The organism is Ehrlichia chaffeensis str. Arkansas (assembly GCF_000013145.1).
In the GTDB taxonomy this organism is placed as follows: Bacteria; Pseudomonadota; Alphaproteobacteria; order Rickettsiales; family Anaplasmataceae; genus Ehrlichia; species Ehrlichia chaffeensis.
On sequence record NC_007799.1, the window covers coordinates 493,669 to 517,542 of the forward strand.

15 protein-coding genes are annotated in these 23,874 nt (G+C 31.0%); 10 read left to right on the top strand and 5 right to left on the bottom strand.

Features of this window, described 5'->3' with window-relative positions; translation table 11 throughout:
* Positions 1-12: 12 nt before the first annotated feature.
* Positions 13-8,289 carry a type IV secretion system protein gene (locus tag ECH_RS02080; RefSeq protein WP_011452639.1) on the top strand — a complete coding sequence of 2,759 codons (8,277 nt, stop codon included), beginning with the start codon at positions 13-15 and terminating at the stop codon, positions 8,287-8,289.
* Positions 8,290-8,440: 151 nt separating this feature from the next.
* On the opposite strand, the gene ECH_RS02085 is transcribed toward ECH_RS02080, so the two are convergent.
* From ECH_RS02085 to carA, 4 genes are all read right to left on the bottom strand, one after another.
* On the bottom strand, positions 8,441-9,040 hold the full coding sequence (locus tag ECH_RS02085) for a DUF2460 domain-containing protein (RefSeq protein ID WP_011452640.1): 600 nt from the start codon (positions 9,038-9,040) through the stop codon (positions 8,441-8,443).
* Positions 9,041-9,245: 205 nt separating this feature from the next.
* Positions 9,246-9,713 (bottom strand): dUTP diphosphatase, encoded by a 468-nt coding sequence (dut, locus tag ECH_RS02090; protein WP_006011929.1) that lies wholly within the window; start codon positions 9,711-9,713, stop codon positions 9,246-9,248.
* A 146-nt stretch (positions 9,714-9,859) separates the two neighbouring features.
* The gene (gene ispH, locus ECH_RS02095) at positions 9,860-10,819 is read right to left on the bottom strand and encodes a 4-hydroxy-3-methylbut-2-enyl diphosphate reductase (RefSeq protein WP_006011931.1); all 960 of its coding nucleotides are present in this window, start codon (positions 10,817-10,819) and stop codon (positions 9,860-9,862) included.
* 560 nt (positions 10,820-11,379) lie between these two features.
* Positions 11,380-12,495 (bottom strand): glutamine-hydrolyzing carbamoyl-phosphate synthase small subunit, encoded by a 1,116-nt coding sequence (gene carA, locus ECH_RS02100; RefSeq protein WP_011452641.1) that lies wholly within the window; start codon positions 12,493-12,495, stop codon positions 11,380-11,382.
* 229 nt (positions 12,496-12,724) lie between these two features.
* Here carA and der point away from each other — a divergent pair, with 229 nt between their 5' ends.
* A complete protein-coding gene (gene der / locus ECH_RS02105) occupies positions 12,725-14,053 on the top strand; it encodes a ribosome biogenesis GTPase Der (protein WP_006011069.1) in 1,329 nt (442 codons plus the stop codon).
* Between the two features lie 61 nt (positions 14,054-14,114).
* Here der and gpmI read toward each other — a convergent pair whose 3' ends face one another.
* Positions 14,115-15,620, bottom strand: a complete 1,506-nt coding sequence (gene gpmI, locus ECH_RS02110) for a 2,3-bisphosphoglycerate-independent phosphoglycerate mutase (protein WP_011452642.1) — start codon at positions 15,618-15,620, stop codon at positions 14,115-14,117.
* A gap of 891 nt (positions 15,621-16,511) precedes the next feature.
* Between gpmI and ECH_RS02115 the strand changes: the two genes are divergently transcribed.
* The 8 genes from ECH_RS02115 (at position 16,512) to ECH_RS02150 (ending at position 23,872) form a co-directional block, all read left to right on the top strand.
* Positions 16,512-17,615 (top strand): PQQ-binding-like beta-propeller repeat protein, encoded by a 1,104-nt coding sequence (locus ECH_RS02115; protein WP_226988434.1) that lies wholly within the window; start codon positions 16,512-16,514, stop codon positions 17,613-17,615.
* Positions 17,616-17,636: 21 nt separating this feature from the next.
* Complete coding sequence (lpdA, locus tag ECH_RS02120) at positions 17,637-19,028, top strand: dihydrolipoyl dehydrogenase (protein ID WP_011452646.1); 1,392 nt, start codon at positions 17,637-17,639, stop codon at positions 19,026-19,028.
* A gap of 19 nt (positions 19,029-19,047) precedes the next feature.
* On the top strand, positions 19,048-20,124 hold the full coding sequence (locus tag ECH_RS02125; protein WP_011452647.1) for an efflux RND transporter periplasmic adaptor subunit: 1,077 nt from the start codon (positions 19,048-19,050) through the stop codon (positions 20,122-20,124).
* Positions 20,125-20,278: 154 nt separating this feature from the next.
* Positions 20,279-20,527 carry a translation initiation factor IF-1 gene (gene infA / locus ECH_RS02130; RefSeq protein ID WP_006010915.1) on the top strand — a complete coding sequence of 83 codons (249 nt, stop codon included), beginning with the start codon at positions 20,279-20,281 and terminating at the stop codon, positions 20,525-20,527.
* The gene (locus ECH_RS02135; RefSeq protein ID WP_006010914.1) at positions 20,520-21,098 is read left to right on the top strand and encodes a Maf family nucleotide pyrophosphatase; all 579 of its coding nucleotides are present in this window, start codon (positions 20,520-20,522) and stop codon (positions 21,096-21,098) included. The genes infA and ECH_RS02135 overlap by 8 nt, the downstream gene beginning before the upstream one ends.
* Before the next feature lie 324 nt (positions 21,099-21,422).
* Positions 21,423-22,289: a 30S ribosomal protein S2 gene (rpsB, locus tag ECH_RS02140; RefSeq protein WP_006010913.1), complete on the top strand. Its 867-nt coding sequence runs from the start codon at positions 21,423-21,425 to the stop codon at positions 22,287-22,289.
* Complete coding sequence (gene tsf, locus ECH_RS02145) at positions 22,279-23,145, top strand: translation elongation factor Ts (RefSeq protein ID WP_011452649.1); 867 nt, start codon at positions 22,279-22,281, stop codon at positions 23,143-23,145. The genes rpsB and tsf overlap by 11 nt, the downstream gene beginning before the upstream one ends.
* 364 nt (positions 23,146-23,509) lie before the next feature.
* Positions 23,510-23,872, top strand: coding sequence for an Mth938-like domain-containing protein (locus ECH_RS02150; RefSeq protein WP_006010911.1), 363 nt, complete (start codon positions 23,510-23,512; stop codon positions 23,870-23,872).
* The last annotated feature ends 2 nt before the right edge of the window (positions 23,873-23,874 follow it).

The following is a 23,874-nucleotide window of genomic DNA, read 5'->3' on the forward strand; positions in this document are numbered from 1 at the left end:
TAAAGAGTAAATATGTGTAATTTTATTAAAAAGGGTTTTATAAAATTATTATTACTTTTGGTAATAACTGCATGTGAATCTAATCAACATCCAGTTCCTAGATGTGTACCAGCTGATGTCTTTACTGAAACTAGAACAGCTTCTGTTTCAGCATATTTTGATTCACGATCAGAAGATTTTATTGCTGATAATAAGTCATTGGGAAATATTGTAAAAAATGATCAAGTAGTACGGTGGAAATATACTGGATATGTGACAGATGGTCGTCCAATTGTATTAAAAGCTGAGGGGATGTGGACTGCATGGGTCAATGATGTTAGTGCTGAAAAAAGTGTAAGTTTTGGTGATGAAGATTCGGAACATTATAATCAAATATTGTCTGTTGAGAGAATTTGTGGGCCTTATAATAAAATAGAAAAGACTTTTGTTCCTGATGGTCATAGTGAATGTAAGGTATCATGTGAACTAATCACTGGAGTTAAAGATGACTTGGAAAGAGGGGCATATGGACCTCCTTGTTGGTTCAAAAATGGATATGGTGCATATTTATTATTTAAGAGACCAGATGACCCTGAACCAAATGAAACGTTGGATCATATGAGATATCCGGTGTCTCCTGTAATGCATATAGGATACAAGCCATTAGAATTGGCTGGTAGTGATGTTTTTTCTACTAAAAATAAACCAATTATGAATTCCCTTTGTCAAAAGGTGCAATTGGAGCCAGGGTGGAAGATATATGTAAAAATATTAGATAAGTATTATTATGATAATGTTGGGGGATATGCAATCACATTCCTTGAAGGTGTAAAAACAGAAAAACAATTTTCTGTTTTTGAATGGGTTCGTAAACAGGTAAGAGGTGAACTAGATAAAGCAGGTGAACAAGTTTTTAGACATCTAGTTGGAAACCCGATATTTAAAAATTTTATTTTTAGTGTGTTAACTTTGTTTTTAGTATTTGGGGCTTTAGCTTATATTTTTGGTATGGTACAGAGCCCATTTGGTGATATTATTATTAGAATATTAAAAATATCGTTAGTAATATTATTGATTTCTCCAAGTAGTTGGGAGTTCTTTTATAACCATTTACTTGCTTTATTTATTCATGGTATAGATCAGATTATTGCGCTAATTAATAGTCATACAGGTTCTTATAATCCTAAAGAACCTTTTTCTTTTCTGGATGACATGATAGTAAATAAAATATTTTCTCCAGTTATTTGGAAGATAAAGATCAGAGCATTAATCATCGCTGATTTTTCTTCAATATTTGCTGTATGTGTAATTATTATTGCCGTATTCATCTACATTGCTTTATGTATGTATGGATGTGTTATATATCTAACAGCATTTGTTGGTATTACATTTTTGATTGGGTTATTCCCATTATTTTTGTTAGGTATTCTTTTTTCTCAATTTAAGAGCTTATTTGATGGTTGGTTAACACAATGTGTAAGTTTTGCTATGCAGGCAATATTAATGTTCACTCTGATTTCCCTGTTTGGTGCACTTATTATGAATTATTATTACCGTATTTTTGGGTTTACGACATGTTATAATGAGTGGCTGAAGGTAAAGATATGTGTATTAGGTAAAATTGGATGTATAGTTGATCAAAGTATTTTTGGATGGACTCCAGGGCAAACTTATGATCCAAAAGTTATTGGATTGACAACAGATTTTAATCTTAATGATCGTAAGTCTTCTGGTAGTGCAAGATATAAATTTACTGGTGGAGGTGCATATATTGATGTTCCTCCTGATCGTAAGCATAAGGATTTTAGATACGTAGATTATCCTTTTCTTGATCCAGATGCTAAAACTGATGGGAATCCGTTTGGTGTGACTGTATCTCAAGATAGTCCGTTTAGACAGTTATCTTATTATATTAATGCATTACTTTCTTCTAATAAAAAATATGTAGCTGCAAGGTTGGTAAAGGATATAGAAGATGAGTTAGATGTTTTAGAAAAAAACGGTACTATAAGCTTGAACAGTAAAAATAAAGTTTTACAAATTATACAGCAGAGAAGAACTAAAGATAATTCTGAGAAAAAAAGTGAATTAGAGAAATATAAAGATGAGGATTTTAAATCTCAAATAATTGATAGTATTATTGCTGATGTTATAGGGAGTGCTGCTCAAGAACGTACTCCTCAGGAAGAATTGAATAAGCAATACGATTATTGGTTAATCTTAAGGGTTAGGGCTGGATATTTAATATTCTGGACAGAAGTTGGTTCTTTATTATTAGCTGCGTTATTAATATGGCAGATGCGTGCGTTTGTTCAAAGTGTAGCAGTATCTCTAGCTGGCGGTAATATGATGTCTCAAACTATTGCTAGTATGTATGAAGGTGGATTCATGAAGATTTTTTCAGGAATTCCAGTTGTAGGTGTTGTGTTCCAAAAGATTGATCAAGGTATAGATGGCTTAAAATTTGCGGTAGGTAATTACATTACTGCAGTTGCTCGTATGCCTTTAAATGCGTTAAAGAGTATTCCTTATCTAGGTGCAGCTGTTAAATTTACTGCTGGTGTTACTGGTGCATTGACTTCTTCATATAATGAATATGATAGGAGTTTTAGTAATAACTTTAAGCGGTTAAATTATGCTCGAGCTTTTATAGGTGCTCATTTAGGATTTTCTCCGTTGGATGCATTGAAATATTTAGGTGGTCATGTTGCTGGCAAAATGCTTGGTAATAGGGATGGTGGATTAATTCACAATGCAATTGAAGATCGTAAAGCTGCTTTGGATAGTTTGAAAGCACATATATTAGGACCTGAGAAACATAGACCAAGCCCTTATATTCCTAATAAAAAGAAAGAAACAGAGGATGATGATGCAAGGAATCCTTTTTCTAAAGAAACAGTAGGTAACAAAAGTGGTACTGTATCACCAGATGAATATAAAGGTGGTGATAAGAATCATATTATTAGGGAAGGATTACGTAGTGAAGCTGGTAGTGCATTATCAGATGATTATAAAGATGGTGATAAGAGTCATATTATTAGGGAAGGATTACGTAGTGAAGCTGGTAGTGCATTATTAGATGGATATAAAGGTGGTAATGGGAGTGATATTATTAAAGGAGGATTACCTACTGAAGGTAGTACATTATTGGATAGATATGGGAATGTATGTGTAAGTGAAGGGAATATAGAGCATGCACTTGAAGTAAGAGAGCAGCTTAAAACAATGCTTGATAATGCTGAAAATGACACTGCGTTGCAAACTATTCAGTATGATTGTGATAGACTTGATAATGCTTTACATGAATATTTAGGTGATAAGTTTGATGATGTTACACAGGGTTACGCTAGTTCTCGTGATCCAATGGGTCATCCTCAAGATTTAATTACTGAAGATTTATCTAAAATTAGTGCTTCCTCAGATTTTCGAGATCTGAATGCTATAGATTTAGGTACACAGGTGCAGGTAGGTAGTGATATAGGTTCAGATGTATTACAACAGGGTTCGGCAGATGGTAATCGAAGTGAAGTTGAAGTATCAATGGATATATCGAAACGTGATGCGTTGTTGGAGCAAATGGAATTAAAAGGTATGGAAGCAGCATCAGGTACTGAGGCACAGCTATATGATAGTGCTGAGTTAAGTACTCCTTTAGATGTTACATCTTCTATTAATAATGTGTCTTCAGAAGTATCACAACAAGATTTAGCGAGTAATGGTGAAATTGAAGTATCTCTAGATAAAGATCTGGAATTGAAGAATTTAGATGTGGTATCAGGTGATATTCCAGATGTTGAAGTTACCTCAAGTTCAGATGATGTGACACAAATATATGATAGTGCTCAAGATAGAGATTCTTGTTTAGATATTATATCTTCTGCGGATGATGCAAGTTCAGAAGTATCACAACAAGATTTAGCGAGTAATGGTGAAATTGAAGTATCTCTAGATAAAGATCTGGAATTGAAGAATTTAGATGTGGTATCAGGTGATATTCCAGATGTTGAAGTTACCTCAAGTTCAGATGATGTGACACAAGTATATGATAGTACCGAAGATAGAGATTCTTGTTTGGATATTGTATCTTCTGCAGATGATACAAGTTCAGAAATATCACAACAAGATTTAGAAGGTAATGATGGATATGAAATTGATAAGGATATGGGATCCTCAAACGAATCAATGCTAGATGAAATTCCAGGAGGATTTGCTGATGTTATACAAGATTGTAGTGATGCTAGTTTAAGTACTCCTTTAGGTATGTCTGCAAGAGATGATACTGATGCTACAGATACTGTAGAGGATCCAAAAGAAAATGTGTTACCGCAAGATGTAGATTTAGAAGATTTGGACACAACTCATTCTACGAATGATATTGCAGATTTTAGTGGTGAAAGTTCATTATTTGATGCTACTTCGGAGTCAGATAGTGCTGCATTTGTAGGTGAGCAAAGCATTGATTTCAGTACCGAGGAAGGGAGTGATTTACCTTCGGAAGTTGTAGCGCAGCATGATGTAGATTCACAAGATTCATCAGTATCAGTAAGTGATATGGCTGTTGCGGATATGGAACAAGGAACAGAGGATTCTAAATACACCGATGTTGATGGTTTGAGTGATAGTGTTTTAGATTTAGGTTATTTAGAAGGTAATGTAGATAATCCTGATATTGAGCCTGAACATGATATGTCACAGCAATATAGTACAGAGACTGAAGAACTCAGTGATATGCTATCTGATGATGTGATAGAACCAGAAGGAGTAAGTGAAACTGATACTCAGGTTGATAGTGAAGAATCTCAAGATGACAGTGGTACTGCAGGTCAAGTTGAGGATGAAAGAGTACATGATGAAGTACCTTATGATACTCAAGATAGTACATCAGGAGATAAAGGTGATATTGCAGAACATGATGATAAAGATGGTGTTGTAGAACATGAGGATACTGTAGATCAAAGTATTGACGATACTCATGAAGAAGAAGGTAAGTTTACTGAAGGAATTGTATCTGAAAGTGTGACAGAACCAGAAGGAGTAAGTGAAACTGATACTCAGGTTGATAGTGAAGAATCTCAAGGTGATAGTAGTGCTTCGGATCAAGTTGAAGATGAAAGAGTACATGATGAAGTACCTTATGATACTCAAGATAGTACATCAGGAGATAAAGGTGATATTGTAGAGCATGAAGATAAAGATAGTGTTGTAGAACATGAGGGTACTGTAGATCAAAGTATTGATGATACTCATGAAGAAGAAGGTAAGTTTACTGAAGGAATTGTATCTGAAAGTGTGACAGAACCAGAAGGAGTAAGTGAAACTGATACTCAGGTTGATAGTGAAGAATCTCAAGGTGATAGTAGTGCTTCAGGTCAAGTTGAAGATGAAAGAGTACATGATGAAGTACCTTATGATACTCAAGATAGTACATCAGGAGATAAAGATGATATTGTAGAGCATGAGGATACTGTAGATCAAAGTATTGACGATACTCATGAAGAAGAAGGTAAGTTTACTGAAGGAATTGTATCTGAAAGTGTGGCAGAACCAGAAGGAGTAAGTGAAACTGATACTCAGGTTGATAGTGAAGAATCTCAAGGTGATAGTAGTGCTTCAGGTCAAGTTGAAGATGAAAGAGTACATGATGAAGTACCTTATGATAGTCAAGATGATACTCAAGATAGTACATCAGAAGATGAAGGTGATGTCGTAGAACATGGTGATAAAGGTGATATTGTAGCGCATGAAGATAAAGATAGTGTTGTAGAACATGAGGGTACTGTAGATCAAAGTATTGACGATACTCATGAAGAAGAAGGTAAGTTTACTGAAGGAATTGTATCTGAAAGTGTGACAGAACCAGAAGAAGTAAGTGAAGCTGATACTCAGGTTGATAGTGAAGAATCTCAAGGTGATAGTAGTGCTTCGGATCAAGTTGAGGATGAAAGAGTACATGATGAAGTACCTTATGATATTCAAGATAGTACATCAGGAGATAAAGGTGATATTGCAGAACATGGTGATAAAGATGATATTGTAGAGCATGAGGATACTGTAGATCAAAGTATTGACGATACTCATGAAGAAGAAGGTAAGTTTACTGAAGGAATTGTATCTGAAAGTGTGACAGAACCAGAAGAAGTAAGTGAAGCTGATACTCAGGTTGATAGTGAAGAATCTCAAGGTGATAGTAGTGCTTCGGATCAAGTTGAAGATGACAAGGTACATGATGAAGTACCTTATGATAGTCAAGATGACGTAGAACATGGTGATAAAGGTGATATTGTAGCGCATGAAGATAAAGATAGTGTTGTAGAACATGAGGGTACTGTAGATCAAAGTATTGACGATACTCATGAAGAAGAAGGTAAGTTTACTGAAGGAATTGTATCTGAAAGTGTGGCAGAACCAGAAGGAGTAAGTGACGTTGATACTCAGGTTGATAGTGAAGAATCTCAAGGTGATAGTAGTGCTTCGGATCAAGTTGAAGATGACAAGGTACATGATGAAGTACCTTATGATAGTCAAGATGATACTCAAGATAGTACATCAGAAGATGAAGGTGATGTCGTAGAACATGGTGATAAAGGTGATATTGTAGAACATGAGGGTACTGTAGATCAAAGTATTGACGATACTCATGAAGAAGAAGGTAAGTTTACTGAAGGAATTGTATCTGAAAGTGTGGCAGAACCAGAAGAAGTAAGTGAAGCTGATACTCAGGTTGATAGTGAAGAATCTCAAGGTGATAGTAGTGCTTCGGATCAAGTTGAGGATGAAAGAGTACATGATGAAGTACCTTATGATGCTCAAGATAGTACATCAGGAGATAAAGGTGATATTGCAGAACATGGTGATAAAGATGATATTGTAGAGCATGATGATAAAGGTGGTGTTGTAGAACATGAGGATACTGTAGATCAAAGTATTGACGATACTCATGAAGAAGAAGGTAAGTTTACTGAAGGAATTGTATCTGAAAGTGTGACAGAACCAGAAGGAGTAAGTGAAACTGATACTCAGGTTGATAGTGAAGAATCTCAAGGTGATAGTAGTGCTTCGGATCAAGTTGAAGATGAAAGAGTACATGATGAAGTACCTTATGATAGTCAAGATGATACTCAAGATAGTGCATCAGAAGATGAAGGTGATGTCGTAGAACATGGTGATAAAGGTGATATTGTAGAGCATGAAGATAAAGATAGTGTTGTAGAACATGAGGGTACTGTAGATCAAAGTATTGACGATACTTATGAAGAAGAAGGTAAGTTTACTGAAGGAATTGTATCTGAAAGTGTGACAGAACCAGAAGAAGTAAGTGAAGCTGACACTCAGGTTAATAATGAAGAATCTCAAGGTGATAGTAGTGCTTCGGATCAAGTTGAGGATGAAAGAGTACATGATGAAGTACCTTATGATGCTCAAGATAGTACATCAGGAGATAAAGGTGATATTGCAGAACATGGTGATAAAGATGATATTGTAGAGCATGATGATAAAGATGGTGTTGTGGAACATGATGATAAAGATGGTGTTGTGGAACATGAGGATACTGTAGATCAAAGTATTGACGATACTCATGAAGAAGAAGGTAAGTTTACTGAAGGAATTGTATCTGAAAGTGTGACAGAACCGGAGGAAGTAAGTGAAGCTGATACTCAGGTTGATGAAACACTTCAGGATTTAGAACATGAAGATCTTAAAGAGGGTGCTGATGATATATCTGATAGTGAAACAGATGAAAATAGTTCAGGAAATAGTGATAGTGTATCCGATGTTGAAGGGTTAGCTAGTTTAGCATCTATTGGTGAAGAAAGTACGATAACTCAAAATGTAAAAACACAATCTGTACAGTCTAGTGCTATATTATCGATGAAAGATAGGGACGGAGTTCTAGATAATAAGGGTATTCCAAGTGATCAATTGGATGTTAAAGATACAGAAAAGAAGAAGAAAGAATCTAGCAAAAGCAAAGTTGAGAATTCTGATAAAAAAGCAAAGTCAACTAAAGCAACTGTGACTCCAAAGTCTTTAAAGAAAACTTTTAAAGTAATATTGAGTCAATGTACGCAAGAATTATCAAATAAATTATCTGAAGCTTTTGATAAGTTATTTATAGATCCTCAAAGTGGTAAACAAAAACGTAGATTATCAAAACAAGATATTGCATTAATGATAGAGCAGCTTAAGGCAATGATAGAATCATTAAAGGATAGAAAAGCACAGGTGACAGATCCTGATGAAATGAAAGCGATAGAAGAAAGTATTAAACAAGCAGAATCTACAATTCAGAATTTATTGAATCAGGAATAATTCCACTATCATAAGAGAGTTAGTAGTATTTTAGGTTGAATAGAGAGTTAAGGGAAATTTATGTTTATTTATTATATAAACTTCTATAAGGCAGTGTAAAGTAACTTCTATATGTAAATATATTAAAGATTATATCAATTTTAGCATAAATCTAAACTTTTACTTCTATGAGTGCAATATTGTTGCAATTATATTCTTTATAATTATTTATAGAGTATGGTAAGTAATCTGAATCAAATCTTACAGGCACATCAAATTCGTAATCTACATGTATTTTTACTCCATTATGTGGTGGATTGTTGAACTCTATTTGACCATTTAAGAAATTTATAGAAAACCCATCGGCTTTTATAATGTTATTGTAGTAAATTTTTACTGTATTCATAACTGGTTTTGTAATTATACGTGTGTATGAGTATTGATCGATACTATATGTTTTGATTATTTGAAAATTTTTTTGCTGATCATTTCCTATACCAATTTGTTGTTTTTTTGCTTTATAATCTAGCCAATCTTTAAAACGGAATCCAATAGCTTTACCTTTATGAATGTAAAAAAAATGAATTAATCTTACTAATTGATCTTTTGATTTTGTGTTATACATTACATTGTATTTGTTGCGTGGGTATGATAGATTGATTCTACGATATTCACTTCCATTATTTGTTTCAATAATGTTTGTTGAAAATTCTGGTCCACCAGTTGACCCGTAAGAAATATCTTCTGGAAATCTTATTTCATGGAATGTCATTGTTATTGTTAGTTATGTAAAATGTATTTTAAAATTGTAGGTATAAAGATACTTTTGTACTGATTATTTAATGATAATAATAGTAATTAAACATCATGCTTATTGTTCTAGATATTAGGATTACACTTTTATAATGAATAATATGCTAGGTATAGGTATTATATATGCATGTTGAGATTTATGTAATCAAATACTAAAGAAAAACTTATATTCCAGTTGAACCAAATCCTTGGGCTCCGCGTTTTGTTTTATCATTGTCAAAATCTTCAACGAGATCCCATGAAATACGCGTTATTGGAGCTATTATCATTTGTGCTATTCTATCTCCGTATTTTATAGTATATGCTTCATTTCCAAGATTAATTAAGATAACTTTGATTTCTCCACGATAGTCAGCATCTATAGTTCCTGGAGTATTGAGTACAGTTATACCGAATTTAAGTGCCAGTCCAGATCTTGGTCTAACTTGAGCTTCATATCCATTAGGAACAGAAATTGCAATACCAGTATTAATGCACACTCTGCATCCTGGTTCTAATATAACGTCTGTGACAACTGCTGAATATAAATCCATACCAGAACTATTATCTGTTGAATATGATGGAAGAGGCAGATTATTTTTGGTTAACTTAATAACCTTAATTGACATGTTTGGAATGATAGAATGCTCCATGAGTTTCCTATAATTGTGATTTTAATTTGTATTATTCAATAAATCTATTACCAAGTCTACCATGAATATATATAATGAATAGAGTAATTTTTTTAATACTGGAAGTGCAAGATAGAAAATTTACCATTGTGAAAATAGCAGATATGTTATAGTTTGTATTCTCTTAATTGTTTTGGTATATTGAATGCAACGTTCTCTCTTATAACTTCTAAATCTGATAACTTGATATTCATGTGCTGTTTCAGTAAATCTATTACTTCTGTGATTAGTATTTCTGGGGCTGATGCTCCTGCAGTTATTCCTATTTTGTTTACATCTTTTAAAATATCTAAGTTAATTTCCTGATAAGAATCTATTAAAAAAGCAGGAGTTTTTAATTCAGCTAGTTCTTTTAAACGATTTGAATTTGAACTATTCTTGCTTCCTAATACGAATATGATATCTACTAATTCTGATAATTGTTTTACAGCAGTTTGCCTATTTTGAGTAGCATAACAGATATCCTTTAAATCTGGCCCTTTAATATTTGGGAATTTTTGTTTTAGTTTGTTGATTATTTCTTTTGTGTCATCTACACTTAAAGTTGTTTGTGTAACATATGCAAGTTTATCTGAATTTGTTACTTCTATATTATCAATGTCAGATAGGTTTTGTACTAATAGTACAGGGTTGGTTATTTGTCCCATAGTACCTTCGACTTCACGATGCCCTTTATGGCCTATTAAAATTATTTGATATCCTTTTTTATCATAAGCTTGCACTTCCTTATGTACTTTATTTACTAATGGACATGTTGCATCAATAATCTCTAAGTTGCATGATTGTCCTAGGTGTTCTATTTCTTTTGAAATACCGTGTGCACTATATATTAATATTGATCCATCTTCAGCTTGATCTAATGTATCTATAAAAATTACACCCATTTCCTTTAAGGAATTAATTATATATTTATTGTGTACAATTTCATGTAGTACGTAAACTTTTCTATTGTCACTATGGTATTTTACTGCTAGCTTTACGATTTCTATTGCTCTAGAAACTCCCGCACAAAATCCTCTTGGATTAGCAAGTATCACTTCAACATTTTTTTTTAAATTTTGATGCACTTACATACCTAACTTTATCTACCTAATTATATATTGATAATAAAATATTGCAATATACAAGTTATAGTAATGCCCAATAGTAGCAATGATATTCCATTTGGTCTTATGTATTAAAAGTTCTGGTTTTATTGTAAATTAGTAGATTAGAGTTTGAAAAATATGTTGCTTGTTGGAATTTACATATTGTAATATAGCAGTTATAAAAGTAATATTGCTTTTAGATAATGTAATTTGAAATAGGGTTTTGAGATTTCAATAATAGCAAGATAAGTTAATAATTAAACTTTACCGTTAGTGACGTTTTAATTGTCTAAACGGTAATATTCTTAATATTAATAATTATCAATATATTTTCCTTGTTTATCGTATAACTGTTAGATACCTAATATTGAATGAACTGTAATTCTGATATGTAAGTTATCGTTTTAAAGTTGAGGGTTATGTTATAGTTAAGATATAGAACTTTAAGTATGTTCATAAAACTTACTAAACCTGAAAGTATAAACCCTATAAGGTTCATATAAAAAAGATTTTATATTTTAATGGTATATAAGGAGGTTTTAGTCATTTTCTCTTATTAAGTTAATAAAATGGTTAAATATATAACTTGCGTCATTAGGTCCAGGACTTCCTTCAGGGTGATATTGCACTGAAATTATAGGATAATCATTTACTTGAATACCTTCTATTGTATTATCAAATAAAGATCTATGAGTTACTTGAACATTTGTGGGTAAAGAATCTTCTTTGACAGTAAATCCATGGTTTTGACTTGTAATTTCTATGTTATTATTTATTTTATTGTAAACAGGGTGGTTGCTTCCTCGATGCCCAAATAACATTTTGATAATTTTTGCTCCTAAAGCTAATGAAATGAGTTGATGTCCTAAACATATGCCTAATATTGGTATTTTAGATTCAATAATAGTTTTTATTTGTTTTATGATGTTTTCAGGGATTGCAGATGGGTCTCCTGGACCATTTGACAAAACTATGCCTTGGGGTTTTATGAATAATACCTTTTCAGATAAATTATCTTCATTTCCTGAAATCATGTGAATTTTACATCTTAGTTTAGATAAAGCATCTAGTATACTTAGTTTTATTCCAAAATTAATTACTACTATGTTATAGAGCAGTGTATCATCATCTGTTGAGTTATAGTTGTTTACAAATGATATAGATGAACAATGGTCTCTATAATTGTATTGAGAAGCTTTTTTTTGTAATTTTGCTAAGTTTATTGAGTTGATGTTATCAAAGTGATATATTATTCCGTTTTGTGAGCCATGCTGACGCAAATGACATGTCAATGCTCTGGTATCAATTTCAGAGATTCCAGTTAGATTATTTTCTATCATCCAGAGTTCTAAATTTGAATATGAACTTGAGTGGGAATCTTCTGATATTGTTTTCACTATGATCCCGTGGGTTAATATTTTGCGATCTTCGAAATCTTTGTAATTTATTCCAACATTGCCTATGTGAGGAAAAGTAAATGTAATTATTTGGCCTGCAAATGATGGATCAGTTATAGTGTGCTGATACCCTGTCATTGAAGTAGTAAAGCATACTTCTCCAACAGTGGAGATTTTCTTTCCTATTGATTTTCCAAAAAAATGTTTTCCATCTGATAATACAAGAATAGAATTATAATAACTTGTTAATTGGGACATTGTTTACATAATAAATCTAACAAATCTCGAGAATTATATAGCAAATTCTTTGAAAGTTAACTATATAATTTACTTTTATGAGGTTTGTTGAATGTGTATTTTTACGTATTATCTATGATTTATAAATTTGATAATATGTTATCCATAGGATCAACAGTAATATTGTGCTATACTCAATAACTTTAAATAATGTCTGGCTGTATAGTATATCATAAGTGTAGAATTTTTTATGTTGAAAATAGCTATAGTTGGGTTACCTAATGTTGGAAAATCTACTATTTTTAATAGATTAACTAGTCAAAAATCTGCAATTGTTAGCAATATTCCTAATTTGACAAGAGATAGAAGGGAAGGGGATGCTGATTTATGTGGATTGAAATTTAAGATTGTTGATACGGGTGGAGTGGATAATACAATAAAATTATCTTCATTAGTACTCGATCAAGTAAAATTATCTATAGAAGAGTCTGATATAATATTTTTCGTTGTTGATGCAAGGATTGAACATGATGATAAAAATATAGAGTTTGCAAAATATTTAAGAAAGAAGGTAAAAAAACCTATAATATTAATTGCGAATAAATGTGAAAGTCAAAAGAGATGTTATAGTATAGATTATTTAGGGTATTTTGATTTTATAGGTCCAGTTTATATTTCTGCAGAACATAATTTAGGTTTAGTGGATTTATATGAAGCGTTGTTGCCATTTATTAAAGAATATGATTTAAATACATTAGATTTACATAATATTAAGCTTTCTATTGTTGGGAGACCAAATGCTGGTAAATCAACTTTTATTAATAGGTTGCTTGCTGAAAATAGAATGATTGTAAGTCCTGAACCTGGAACAACTAGAGATTCTATAGATGTAGAATATACATATAGAGGTCAGAAATTTACATTGATTGATACTGCTGGCATGCGTAAAAAAGCAAAGGTAACTGAAAGTATAGAAGTGACTTCTGTTCACAAGACTATTGAGTCAATTAATAGGTCTGATATTGTGATTTTGATGATAGATTCTGTTTATGGTATAGAGCAACAAGATTTATCTATTGCTGAACTTGCTATACAAAAAGGTAAAGCTATTATTATTGCTTTAAACAAATGGGATATGATTGCTAAAAAAGATAGATCTGAGTTGCTAAAAGATATTTGTAATTATAATAAATTGAATTTTAAAGTTCCGGTTATTGAAGTTTCTGCACTTAAAAATATTAATTGTAATAAAATAATAGAAACAAGCATAGAGCTATATAAATGTCTGACAATGCGTATTAGTACTTCTGTGCTGAATAAATGGTTAAAATTAGCTGTAGAATACCATAAACCTCCATTGTGTAATGGCAAGGTAGTGAAGATCAAATACATTACACAAGTTAAAGTAATACCTCCAACTTTTATTGCAGTTGTTAATGGTTCTTATAGTATTGATTTAACTTATAGGCAATATTTAATGAGTAGTTTGAGGAAGCATTTTTCTATTGATGGGATTCCAATAAGGTTAAATTTTAAAAAGAATAAGAATCCATATGATGATAGTTATTCTAAATCTTAAAGCAATTTCTTAATTGAATGTGTTAAGATTAGTATCAATGACTTTGAATTTTATTATAATTTTATATGTATTCAATCAATGAAATACCTGTCATTTCCTTTGGTTTTTCTATATTGAGTATTTCTAAGATCGTTGGGGCTACATCGCATAATCTTCCATTTTTTAATCTAATTTGTTTACTATAATTACAAATTATGAATGGTACAGGATTTAATGTATGTGCTGTATATGGCATATTGTTTTTTACATCAAACATTTCTTCTGCATTTCCATGATCAGCAGTAATCACTAATACATAATTAGTACCTTGTATACAGTTTAATATTTTATTTAAGCATTGATCTAGAGCAGTTATAGCTTGTTTTGTTGCTTCTATATTTCCGGTGTGTCCAACCATATCAGCATTTGCATAATTTAAAATGATTAAAGAATATTTTTGTAATTTTATTCTTTCAATAACTGTATTAGTAACTTCTTTTGCAGACATTTCTGGCATTAAATTGTATGTAGTTACAGAAGGTGATGGTATTATAATTCTATCTTCATTTTCAAACGTGTCTTCTCTACCACCATTAAAAAAGAAAGTAACGTGTGCGTATTTTTCTGTTTCTGCGATTCTTAGTTGATGTAATTTGTGATTTGCTATGACCTCTCCTAATGTATTTGTGATGTTGTTGTTTGGAAATAGGCATGGGATATTAATGCTTTCTGAATATTTAACCATACCTATTGTGTTTTCTAATGTAATATGATTGTCGGTTTTTATATCTCCTATAATCATTTTTATAATTTGTATTGCTCTATCACTTCTAAAGTTTGTCATGATGAACCCATCTTGTGGATTCATCCCATTATAATCACCAATCACGCACGGTAATATAAATTCGTCTGTAATACCAGCATTGTAGCTATCCTGGATAGCTAATGATGGATCTGTATAACGTTTAGCATCTGCAAATGCCATGGCTTTATATGCTGTTCTTGTACGATCTAGTTTGTTATCACGATCCATAGAATAATATCGACCACTTATTGTTGCAATGTTTACATTATTTAAATGTTTGATATGTTCACGTAAGATATTAATGTATTTAATTGCTGATATTGGAGGAGTATCACGTCCATCTAAAAATATGTGAACTGCTATTTGTATCTGAAAATTAGATAATGTATCAATGATATCTAACATATGTGTATGAAGAGAGTGCACACCTCCATCAGATAGCAGACCAGCTATATGGCATATCCCATTGTTTTGCTTTATTTTTTTTATGAATTCTAATAAATAACGGTTGTTTTTTATATATTTTATTTCATTATTTATTTTGCATAGATCTTGTAAAACAATCCTGCCGCTTCCTAAGTTAACATGTCCAACTTCTGAATTACCTATTTGTCCATCTGGAAGTCCTACATTTAATCCATGAGTAATTAATTGGCTTTTTGGATATTGTAGAATTGTATTATCCCAGCAGGGTTTGTAAGATTGAGCAATAGCATTGAATTGACTATTTTCGCTATTACCCCATCCATCTAATATGCATAAAATTACAGAATGGTTAGTCATATGTTCAATGAAAAATTTCACTATTATATGTTATATCATAGTTGCTAAGATATAGTAGATATATTTTTAGAGTGAATGGGAATATAGTAATTATATTAATCTATTTTTATATTATGATATTCCTTTAAGAATTTTAGTTTAATCTTTGAAAATCTGTAATATTTAAATTAATATGTGATTTATAGTGCGATATGGTGGATTTTGTAATAATGGTATGTTTTGACGTAATAAATAGTGTATTGAGTATAGTGTAGAAATACTCGAATAATAATTTTGATGAGTAAAATACATTATTTAAAAGTGAAGTATAGATTTTGTTATGCTGGGATATTCTATAAAAATTTAAGTACTGAAAGCAGAGTATTGAATACATTGATAGGAGTAGAACAATAGCTTTACAACTTAAGATTTTAAATTGCAACATAGGTTTTGCTACGATTATATGTTGTGTAAAACATTTGAGATATCAGAAGAATATGGAGATTGAATACATTGTTAAAGTGTTAATGCATACTTGAAATTAACGATTGTATGATTGAGAATTTTGCAAAGTTATCATTTATATAACAATATAGTTAAAGAATGAATGTTAATTATCTGATATACTAGTTTTATTTATTATATTAGGTTTAAAGTTTTTAATAGTAAAAGTGTAATAAGTAGTATTATTGTATGCTTGTGTTTAGATATATAAAATTAATTTCAGTGAAAAATGTAGAATATTTTTTAAAAGGTTTGACAATTTTGAAAAGTGTTCATCCCGTAATAATGTAAAAGTAGTTGATTTCTTTTTGTAAGTAATATAGTTAGTTTAGTAATGTAATAATTTTTGATATATAAATGATAAGATCCAGTATTGTACTCTTAATTGTTTTGGTTTTCTTTAACCCTATGTTGTTATTGGCAAGTGAGGTAATAGAAGAACATGATCTATATAAAGCTAGTGATAATTATGATGTTGAGCATATTAAAGATCATGATGTTCAATATGATAGTTTGATAAGCAAGGATAAGATTTCTTTGAAAATGCATAAAAATGCTATTCCTGTGTTTGTTGGTAATAAGATTGTGTTTTTAGCTAAAGATGGTGTCTTGCGTTCTGTAGATAGTGGGAATGTTAAAAAATGCTATTGGGAATTAGGAATTACAAAACATACTAATTTGTATAGGGCAAGTATATTATACTCTGAAAATATGATATTTTATATAGCAGATGATAATGTCTATTGTATTGATTTTGAAACTGGAGAAATAAAATGGCAGAAAGAATTAAGGAGTGTGATTGCTGGATCTCCTGTTATTATTGGAAATCATTTAATGGTTGTTACTGTAGATAATTGTTTATACTTTTTTAATGTGTCTGATGGATCACTAATATCAAGTAATCAGGAATCACTTCCTGAAGTAAAAAGCTATAGTTCGTTGTCTTCAGCATCATATGGTGAAACAGTTATATTCTCTTTTTCTAATGGAAAAATTGCTGCATTTAATTCTTTAAGTGGTTTAAAAATTTGGGAAAGCGATGCATCAAATACTAATGTTGCATTTGCTCATGGAATTTCTTTAGAGGCAACAAATGGTACTGTAATTGCTGTTGATAAATTACATAGTATATCGAATATTGATATTGAGTCTGGTAAAACCAGATGGTCAAAAAATTTAAAAGTTAAAGGTATTTCTAAAATTGAAAGAGGTAATATAGCAACTGTGATAGACAATAAACTTGTGTTAATGGATATCAGTACAGGAGATTTTTTATGGCAATATGACTTGTTGCAACATGGAAAACCTAAAAATCAATGGAATGCTCCTATTATAATGAATGATGAAGTTTTAGTCATAGGAGATGATGGCTGTGTGGTATTAATAGATTATAAATCTGGAGCTTTAAAATTAATAAATCATATATTACCATCAACTTATTATGTTCCAGTGTTTGTAAATTCTTCGCTTTATGTTGTAACAAATAAGGGTAAGGTAGTTATTTTTCATTGAATGATACTATAAGGTATAAATATGCAAAATTATGATATGGTAGTTATTGGTGGTGGTCCTGGGGGTTATAAGTGTGCAATTAGAGGAGCTCAACTTGGATTAAAAGTTGCATGTATAGATAAAAATGAAATTTTAGGAGGTACATGCTTAAGAGTAGGATGTATTCCTTCTAAGGCTTTATTGCATTTCTCTCATGAGTATTATCATTTGAAGAATAATTTATCTGAAGTTGGTATAACATTTGATAACTTAAATTTTGACTTAGAAAAAATTATGTCTTTTAAGGATAAAAACATTGCTGAGTTAGGAAATGGTATTAGTTATTTGTTTTCTAGCCATAAAATAGATTATTTATGTGGTGTTGGTAAGATACAGTCTGTAGGGCCTAATAATTTTATTATTGTTATATCTGGAAATAATGGTAAGCAGGAGATAATAAGTAGGTATGTAGTTATTGCTACTGGATCTGATGTTGCAAATTTTCCTGATATTGATGAAGAAAGAGTAGTATCTTCTACTGCAGCTTTGTCTTTTAAGGAGCCACCAAAAAGATTAATAGTCATAGGGGCTGGGGCTATAGGCTTAGAAATGTCATCTGTATGGAGTAGATTTGGATCTGAAGTTACTGTTGTTGAATTTTCAGATAAAATTGCTCCTAGTATGGATGGTGATATTGGTAAAGCTTTGCTTACAAGTTTAAAAAAGCAAGGAATTAATTTTAAATTATCAACAAAAGTTAGTTCAATTGACAAAAAAGGAAGTAATTTAGCTGTGCATCTTGAGTCTGTGAAAGATGGTAAGTCTGAAATAATAGAGGCAGATAAGGTTCTTGTATCTATTGGGCGTGTTCCATATACGAATGGGTTGATTGATAATAATTCCATAGAATGTGATGCTAGAGGATTTATTAAAGTGAATAATAAGTATGAGACAAATATACCTGGTGTATTTGCTATTGGTGATGTTATTGGTGGAGCAATGCTTGCCCATAAAGCAGAAGAAGAAGGTATTGCTGTTGCAGAATTAATTTCTGGGCATGTTCCACATGTGGATTATGAAATTATTCCATCCGTAATATATACTCATCCTGCTGTTGCATCGATTGGTAAAACAGAAGAAAGTTTAAAGAAGGTTAATTATAGTTATAATGTTGGTAAGTCTAATTTTTCTGCAAATGGTAGGTCAAAGGTTACAGATAATGTATCAGGGTTTGTAAAAGTATTGGCTTCTAAAGAAAATGATGCTATTTTAGGTGTTCACATTATTGGTGCATATGCTGATACTATGATTAATGAAGCTGCGGTTGCTATGGCTTATAGGGCATCATCAGAAGATATATTCCGCATTTGTCATTCACATCCAGATGTTAATGAAGCATTTAAAGATGCATGTGAAGCAGCATTTTTAAAGTGATTTATGAGGTTTAAGTATTGTGTTGCATAAGCTATTAAGAGTAAAGTTACAATATAAAATAGCATTTGTAATTCTATTATTAGCTATTGTGTGGATTAGTAGTGGAGTATTGAAAAAGTATAATCAGCAAAAAGAAGAAGGTGTTGTTATTCATGATAATTCTCCTAACATTAAGGTAGTGGAGTCTAATGCTCAAGATAGGGTAGTATATTTATCTTTAACAGGTGAAGTAGAAGCTTTTCGTTATGTTAATATTGTACCAGAAGTTGCTGGTAAAGTATCAGATGTATTAGTAAAAGATGGTGAATATGTAACAGAAGGAAATATTTTAGTCAAAATAGAAAAATATGAAAAAGAAGAACAATTAAAACAAACTAAAGCTCTATTAAAGCAAAGAGAACTTGAATATAAAGCTTCACAGTCTTTAAATGAGCATGGATATAGGTCTGAGATAAATGATGCATTATCTTTTGCTGCTTTGGAATCAGCTAGGGCAGATGTGAAAAAAGCACAGATTAGTTTAGAGAGTACGGAGATAAAGGCTCCTTTTTCTGGATTTGTAGATAAGGTGAATGTACAAGTTGGTGAGTTAGTATCTGCTAGTTCAGGATTATCAGTACTACAATTAGTTAACTTTGATAAAATAAGAGTTGTTACTTATGTTCCAGAGAAATATTTAAGCAAGCTAAAGTTAGGTGATGTTTGTAAGGTTTTAATTGCAAAAAATGAGGAGGTAGATGCTCCTATTGTTTTTATTAGCAAAATAATAAATCGTAGTACAAGGACTTATCGGATAGAAATGGTACTTGATAATAATGATTTAAAAATTTTTACCCAAGGCGCTGTTTATTCTGTAAAAGTTCCTATAGGGAGTTATAGAGCTCATAGAATTTCACCTTCTGCTTTAGATTTACAAGATGATGGGGATTTGGGAATTAAAGTGATTGTTGATAAAAGAGTAAAGTTTATACCTGTTGAGGTTATTGATAGTGAAGACAATGGTGATGTTTGGGTAGCTAACTCTCCTGATACTATTCAGTTAATTACTTTAGGTCATGAGTATGTGAAAGATAATGCGTATATTGGTATAAGGTAATAGGAAATTAGGTTTAATCTGTCATAATTCTGCGGAATTAGTAAATTCAAGCGACTTTATAAGTTAGTATAACTTTTTCAGTATTATAAAAATTATGTTGCAGGTTGGTATTGTGTATTCTACAATGTAGGAAGTTCATTGTTTATAAAATATAGTGGTAACAAAAGAAGGTATAATTGAAGCTGAAGGTATTGTAATTAAGCTATTGCGTGATGCAACTTTTATGGTGAGGCTTAATGATAATTATGAAATTATAGCACATGCTTCAGGAAAAATAAGAAAAAGTAAAATACGTATACTAATGCATGACAGGGTGTTAGTAGAAATTAGTACTTATGGTATTAATAAAGGTGAAGTCGGAAAAGGTAGAATTATTAGACGATTGAAAGTTACAGATGCTTAAGTTTGATAATTTAATATTAGCTTCTTCTTCAGAGCAAAGGTTGTCTTTATTAGAACAGATTGGTGTAATTCCTGGACAAGTAGTATCTCCTGATATAGATGAAGTGGTTTTAAAGAAGGAATTACCGAAAGTTTATTCAATACGTATAGCTAAAGAAAAAGGAACAAAGGTAAGGGTATTATATCCTGATAAATTTATATTAAGTGCAGATACTGTTGTATGTTGTGGTAGGCGAGTATTGCCCAAGGCAGAAACAGAAGAACAAGCTCTTGAATGTATACGATTAATATCAGGGCGTAGACATAGAGTGTATACAACTGTTTGCTTATATACTCCTTATAATAAATTGCATTGTAGAAATGTGATGACAATAGTCAAGTTTAAACATTTATCCATGCAGGAGATCAATTCTTATATAATGTCTGGACAATGGAAAGGAAAATCAGGAGCATGCAGTATACAGACAAGTGCTGGTAAGTTTGTATTATCAATTAATGGATCGTACTCTTCTGTTATAGGGTTACCATTGTATGAAACTTATTCTATTTTGAGTCAATATTTTAGTATATAGATTCTTAGTTATAGTTATTGATGTAGTAGATCCAAACTGTAGTTATAAGTTGCTATTAATGGTGTGACTATTTTGTATTGTACGCTAATTATAGTGCTGTAATTGATGATAATAAATTTCTTGCTAAGAATAGTAGCAATTGCTAACATGGTAAGCATTTAAAGAATAATTTGTTGATAGGTATTTTAAAATATATTGATTATATACTGTCTGTTGAGTTGTTCATTAAAATTGTATTTCACACATGATATAACATAATGGTCCTGTTGTATTTAGCAGGTTGTTATCATGGAGGGGTAACTATTATGAAATTAGGAGAATGAAATGGTTAATTTGCCAAAATTTACAATGCGAGATTTAGTAGAATCTGGTGTTCACTTTGGTCATAAAGCAAGTAGATGGAATCCTAAAATGGCTCCATATATATATGGAGTGCATAACGATATTCATATTATTAATTTGCAAAATACTGTAGTTTTACTTAAGAATGCATTGAAAGCTCTGTATGATATAGTTCTTAAGAGAGGTAGAGTATTATTTATAGGTACTAAAGTTCAGGCTTCTGCTATTATTGCTGATGAAGCAGTACGTTGTGGACAATATTATATAAATAATAGATGGTTGGGAGGTATGTTAACGAATTGGGAAACTATCTCTTTATCAATAAAAAAATTAAAGGAATATGAAAAATTAATAGAAAATGTTGATAATCAATTTACAAAGAAGGAATTATTACTTTTTGAGAAAAAAAGAGCAAAGCTTGATAGGTCTATAGGTGGTATTTGTAATATGGGTGGATTACCGCATGCTTTGTTTGTAATTGATACAAATAAGGAGCATATTGCAATTAAGGAAGCTAATAAGTTAAATATTCCTGTTATAGCCGTATTGGATACTAATTCTGATCCTGCTGGTATAGATTATCCAATTCCTGGAAATGATGATGCAGTACGTTCAATTGATTTCTTCTGTAAAATTGTATCAGATACTATATTAGAGGCAATACGTTCTGATTTAGCTAAATCTGGAATTAATGTTGATGGTATTAAGGATTTTTCAGTAGAAAAAAGAGAAGATCTTTTGAGAGCAAATAATCGAGATCATAAAAACAATAAAAATAATAGTACTATTGATAATGCTGAAAATCTTAAGGAAGAAAATCTGGTAGGAGGAAGTAATAATGAAAGTTGATATTAATGCAGTAAAAGAATTGCGTAATTTGACAGGTGCTGGTGTTGGTGATTGTAAGGAAGCATTAAATTCTTGTGGTGGTGACATAGAAAAAGCAAAAAATTATCTTAGGGAGCAAGGTATTGCAAAAGCTTACAAAAAATCTACTAAGGATGTATCAGATGGTTTAGTAGCAGTTCATGTTAATGGAAACCAAGGCGCAATTTTAGAAGTGAATTCGGAAACTGATTTTGTTGCTCGTAATGAAAAATTTCAAAAATTGGTGTTAAATCTTGTTTCTTTAGCTAATCAGTATGCTGTTGAAGATATAGAAGATTTTTTAAAACATGAATATGTTAGTGGAACTAGTATTCATGATGAAATTATGACTAATATTGCAGTAATAGGAGAAAATATTCATCTTAATAAAATAGGGTACTTATCTGTTAATGCTGGTGTTGTAGGTGGGTATATACATAGTCCTGTGGTTAATAATCTTGGTAAAATAGGAGCAATAGTTGCTTTAGAGTCTACTGCTGATAATGACAAATTAAATGTACTTGCAAGACAAATAGCTATGCATATTGTTGCTGCAAGACCAGAAGCATTATCTGTGGATCTTTTAGATAAAGATATTTTGGATAAGGAACGTGAAATTATAAAGAAGCAGGTCGACCAATTAAATAAACCAGTGTCAGTAGCAGAAAGAATAATAGATGGTAGAATAGCTAAATTTTACCAAGATGTTGTTTTATTAGAGCAGATCTTTGTGATGGATAATCAATTAACAATTTCTGAATTAATAAAGAAAAAAGAATCAGAATTGGGTGCAAGTATTAATCTTGTAGGGTATAAGCTATTTGTCATTAGTAAATAATGCTATAAAGGTTAGTATTTTTATAGTTTAAATTTGTAGGACATGGTAGGTATACTATCTTAGTTGTTTATGGCTTGTATACAATTTTTATGTAGTTAGTGTATTTTATTATAGTAGCTGTATAATAATTTTTATACAGTTACTATGTATAATGCTTTTTATTAGGTTAACTGTATTTTGCTTTGTATTAAGAATTAACATTGTGTATGTATTTCATTATATAGTTGACAATCTGTATTCTGTAGCATGAATTATACACGTACTTTTATATATTGCAGAATATATATTAAAATTGATAAGATATTTATGTGTTTTTTGTAAAGCATTAATTTATAAGATAAAGAATATTGTTAAATGAGAGATTATGGATATTACGCCTATTATTTGTGCTAATAAAAATGTAATTACTGGCTATGGTACAGGTGAGTTTTTTATAAATGATAATGTCTATTTGGGGTCTCACATAGTTTTTCCAAATAAAATTATTTCTTGTTTAGATCTTAATATTTTTAACTTAGAAAATATAATTGAATTATTGGATGAAACTTTAGATATAGTATTAATTGGCACTGGTAAAAATCATATATTTTTGCCTAATGAAGTGAAAAACAATTTTTTAAAACGTGGTTTTAATATTGAATATATGTCTACAGGAGCAGTTTGCCGGACATATAATGTTCTATTATATGAAGATAGAAATGTTTGTGCAGCGTTAATATCATTATAAGT

Bases quoted from the DNA above. Each gene is read 5' to 3' on its own strand.
- ECH_RS02080 (WP_011452639.1), top strand. From the start codon at position 13: ATGTGTAATTTTATTAAAAAGGGTTTTATAAAATTATTATTACTTTTG.
- ECH_RS02085 (WP_011452640.1), bottom strand. From the start codon at position 9,040: ATGACATTCCATGAAATAAGATTTCCAGAAGATATTTCTTACGGGTCA.
- dut (WP_006011929.1), bottom strand. From the start codon at position 9,713: ATGGAGCATTCTATCATTCCAAACATGTCAATTAAGGTTATTAAGTTA.
- carA (WP_011452641.1), bottom strand. From the start codon at position 12,495: ATGTCCCAATTAACAAGTTATTATAATTCTATTCTTGTATTATCAGAT.
- der (WP_006011069.1), top strand. From the start codon at position 12,725: ATGTTGAAAATAGCTATAGTTGGGTTACCTAATGTTGGAAAATCTACT.
- gpmI (WP_011452642.1), bottom strand. From the start codon at position 15,620: ATGACTAACCATTCTGTAATTTTATGCATATTAGATGGATGGGGTAAT.
- ECH_RS02115 (WP_226988434.1), top strand. From the start codon at position 16,512: ATGTTGTTATTGGCAAGTGAGGTAATAGAAGAACATGATCTATATAAA.
- lpdA (WP_011452646.1), top strand. From the start codon at position 17,637: ATGCAAAATTATGATATGGTAGTTATTGGTGGTGGTCCTGGGGGTTAT.
- ECH_RS02135 (WP_006010914.1), top strand. From the start codon at position 20,520: ATGCTTAAGTTTGATAATTTAATATTAGCTTCTTCTTCAGAGCAAAGG.
- rpsB (WP_006010913.1), top strand. From the start codon at position 21,423: ATGGTTAATTTGCCAAAATTTACAATGCGAGATTTAGTAGAATCTGGT.
- tsf (WP_011452649.1), top strand. From the start codon at position 22,279: ATGAAAGTTGATATTAATGCAGTAAAAGAATTGCGTAATTTGACAGGT.
- ECH_RS02150 (WP_006010911.1), top strand. From the start codon at position 23,510: ATGGATATTACGCCTATTATTTGTGCTAATAAAAATGTAATTACTGGC.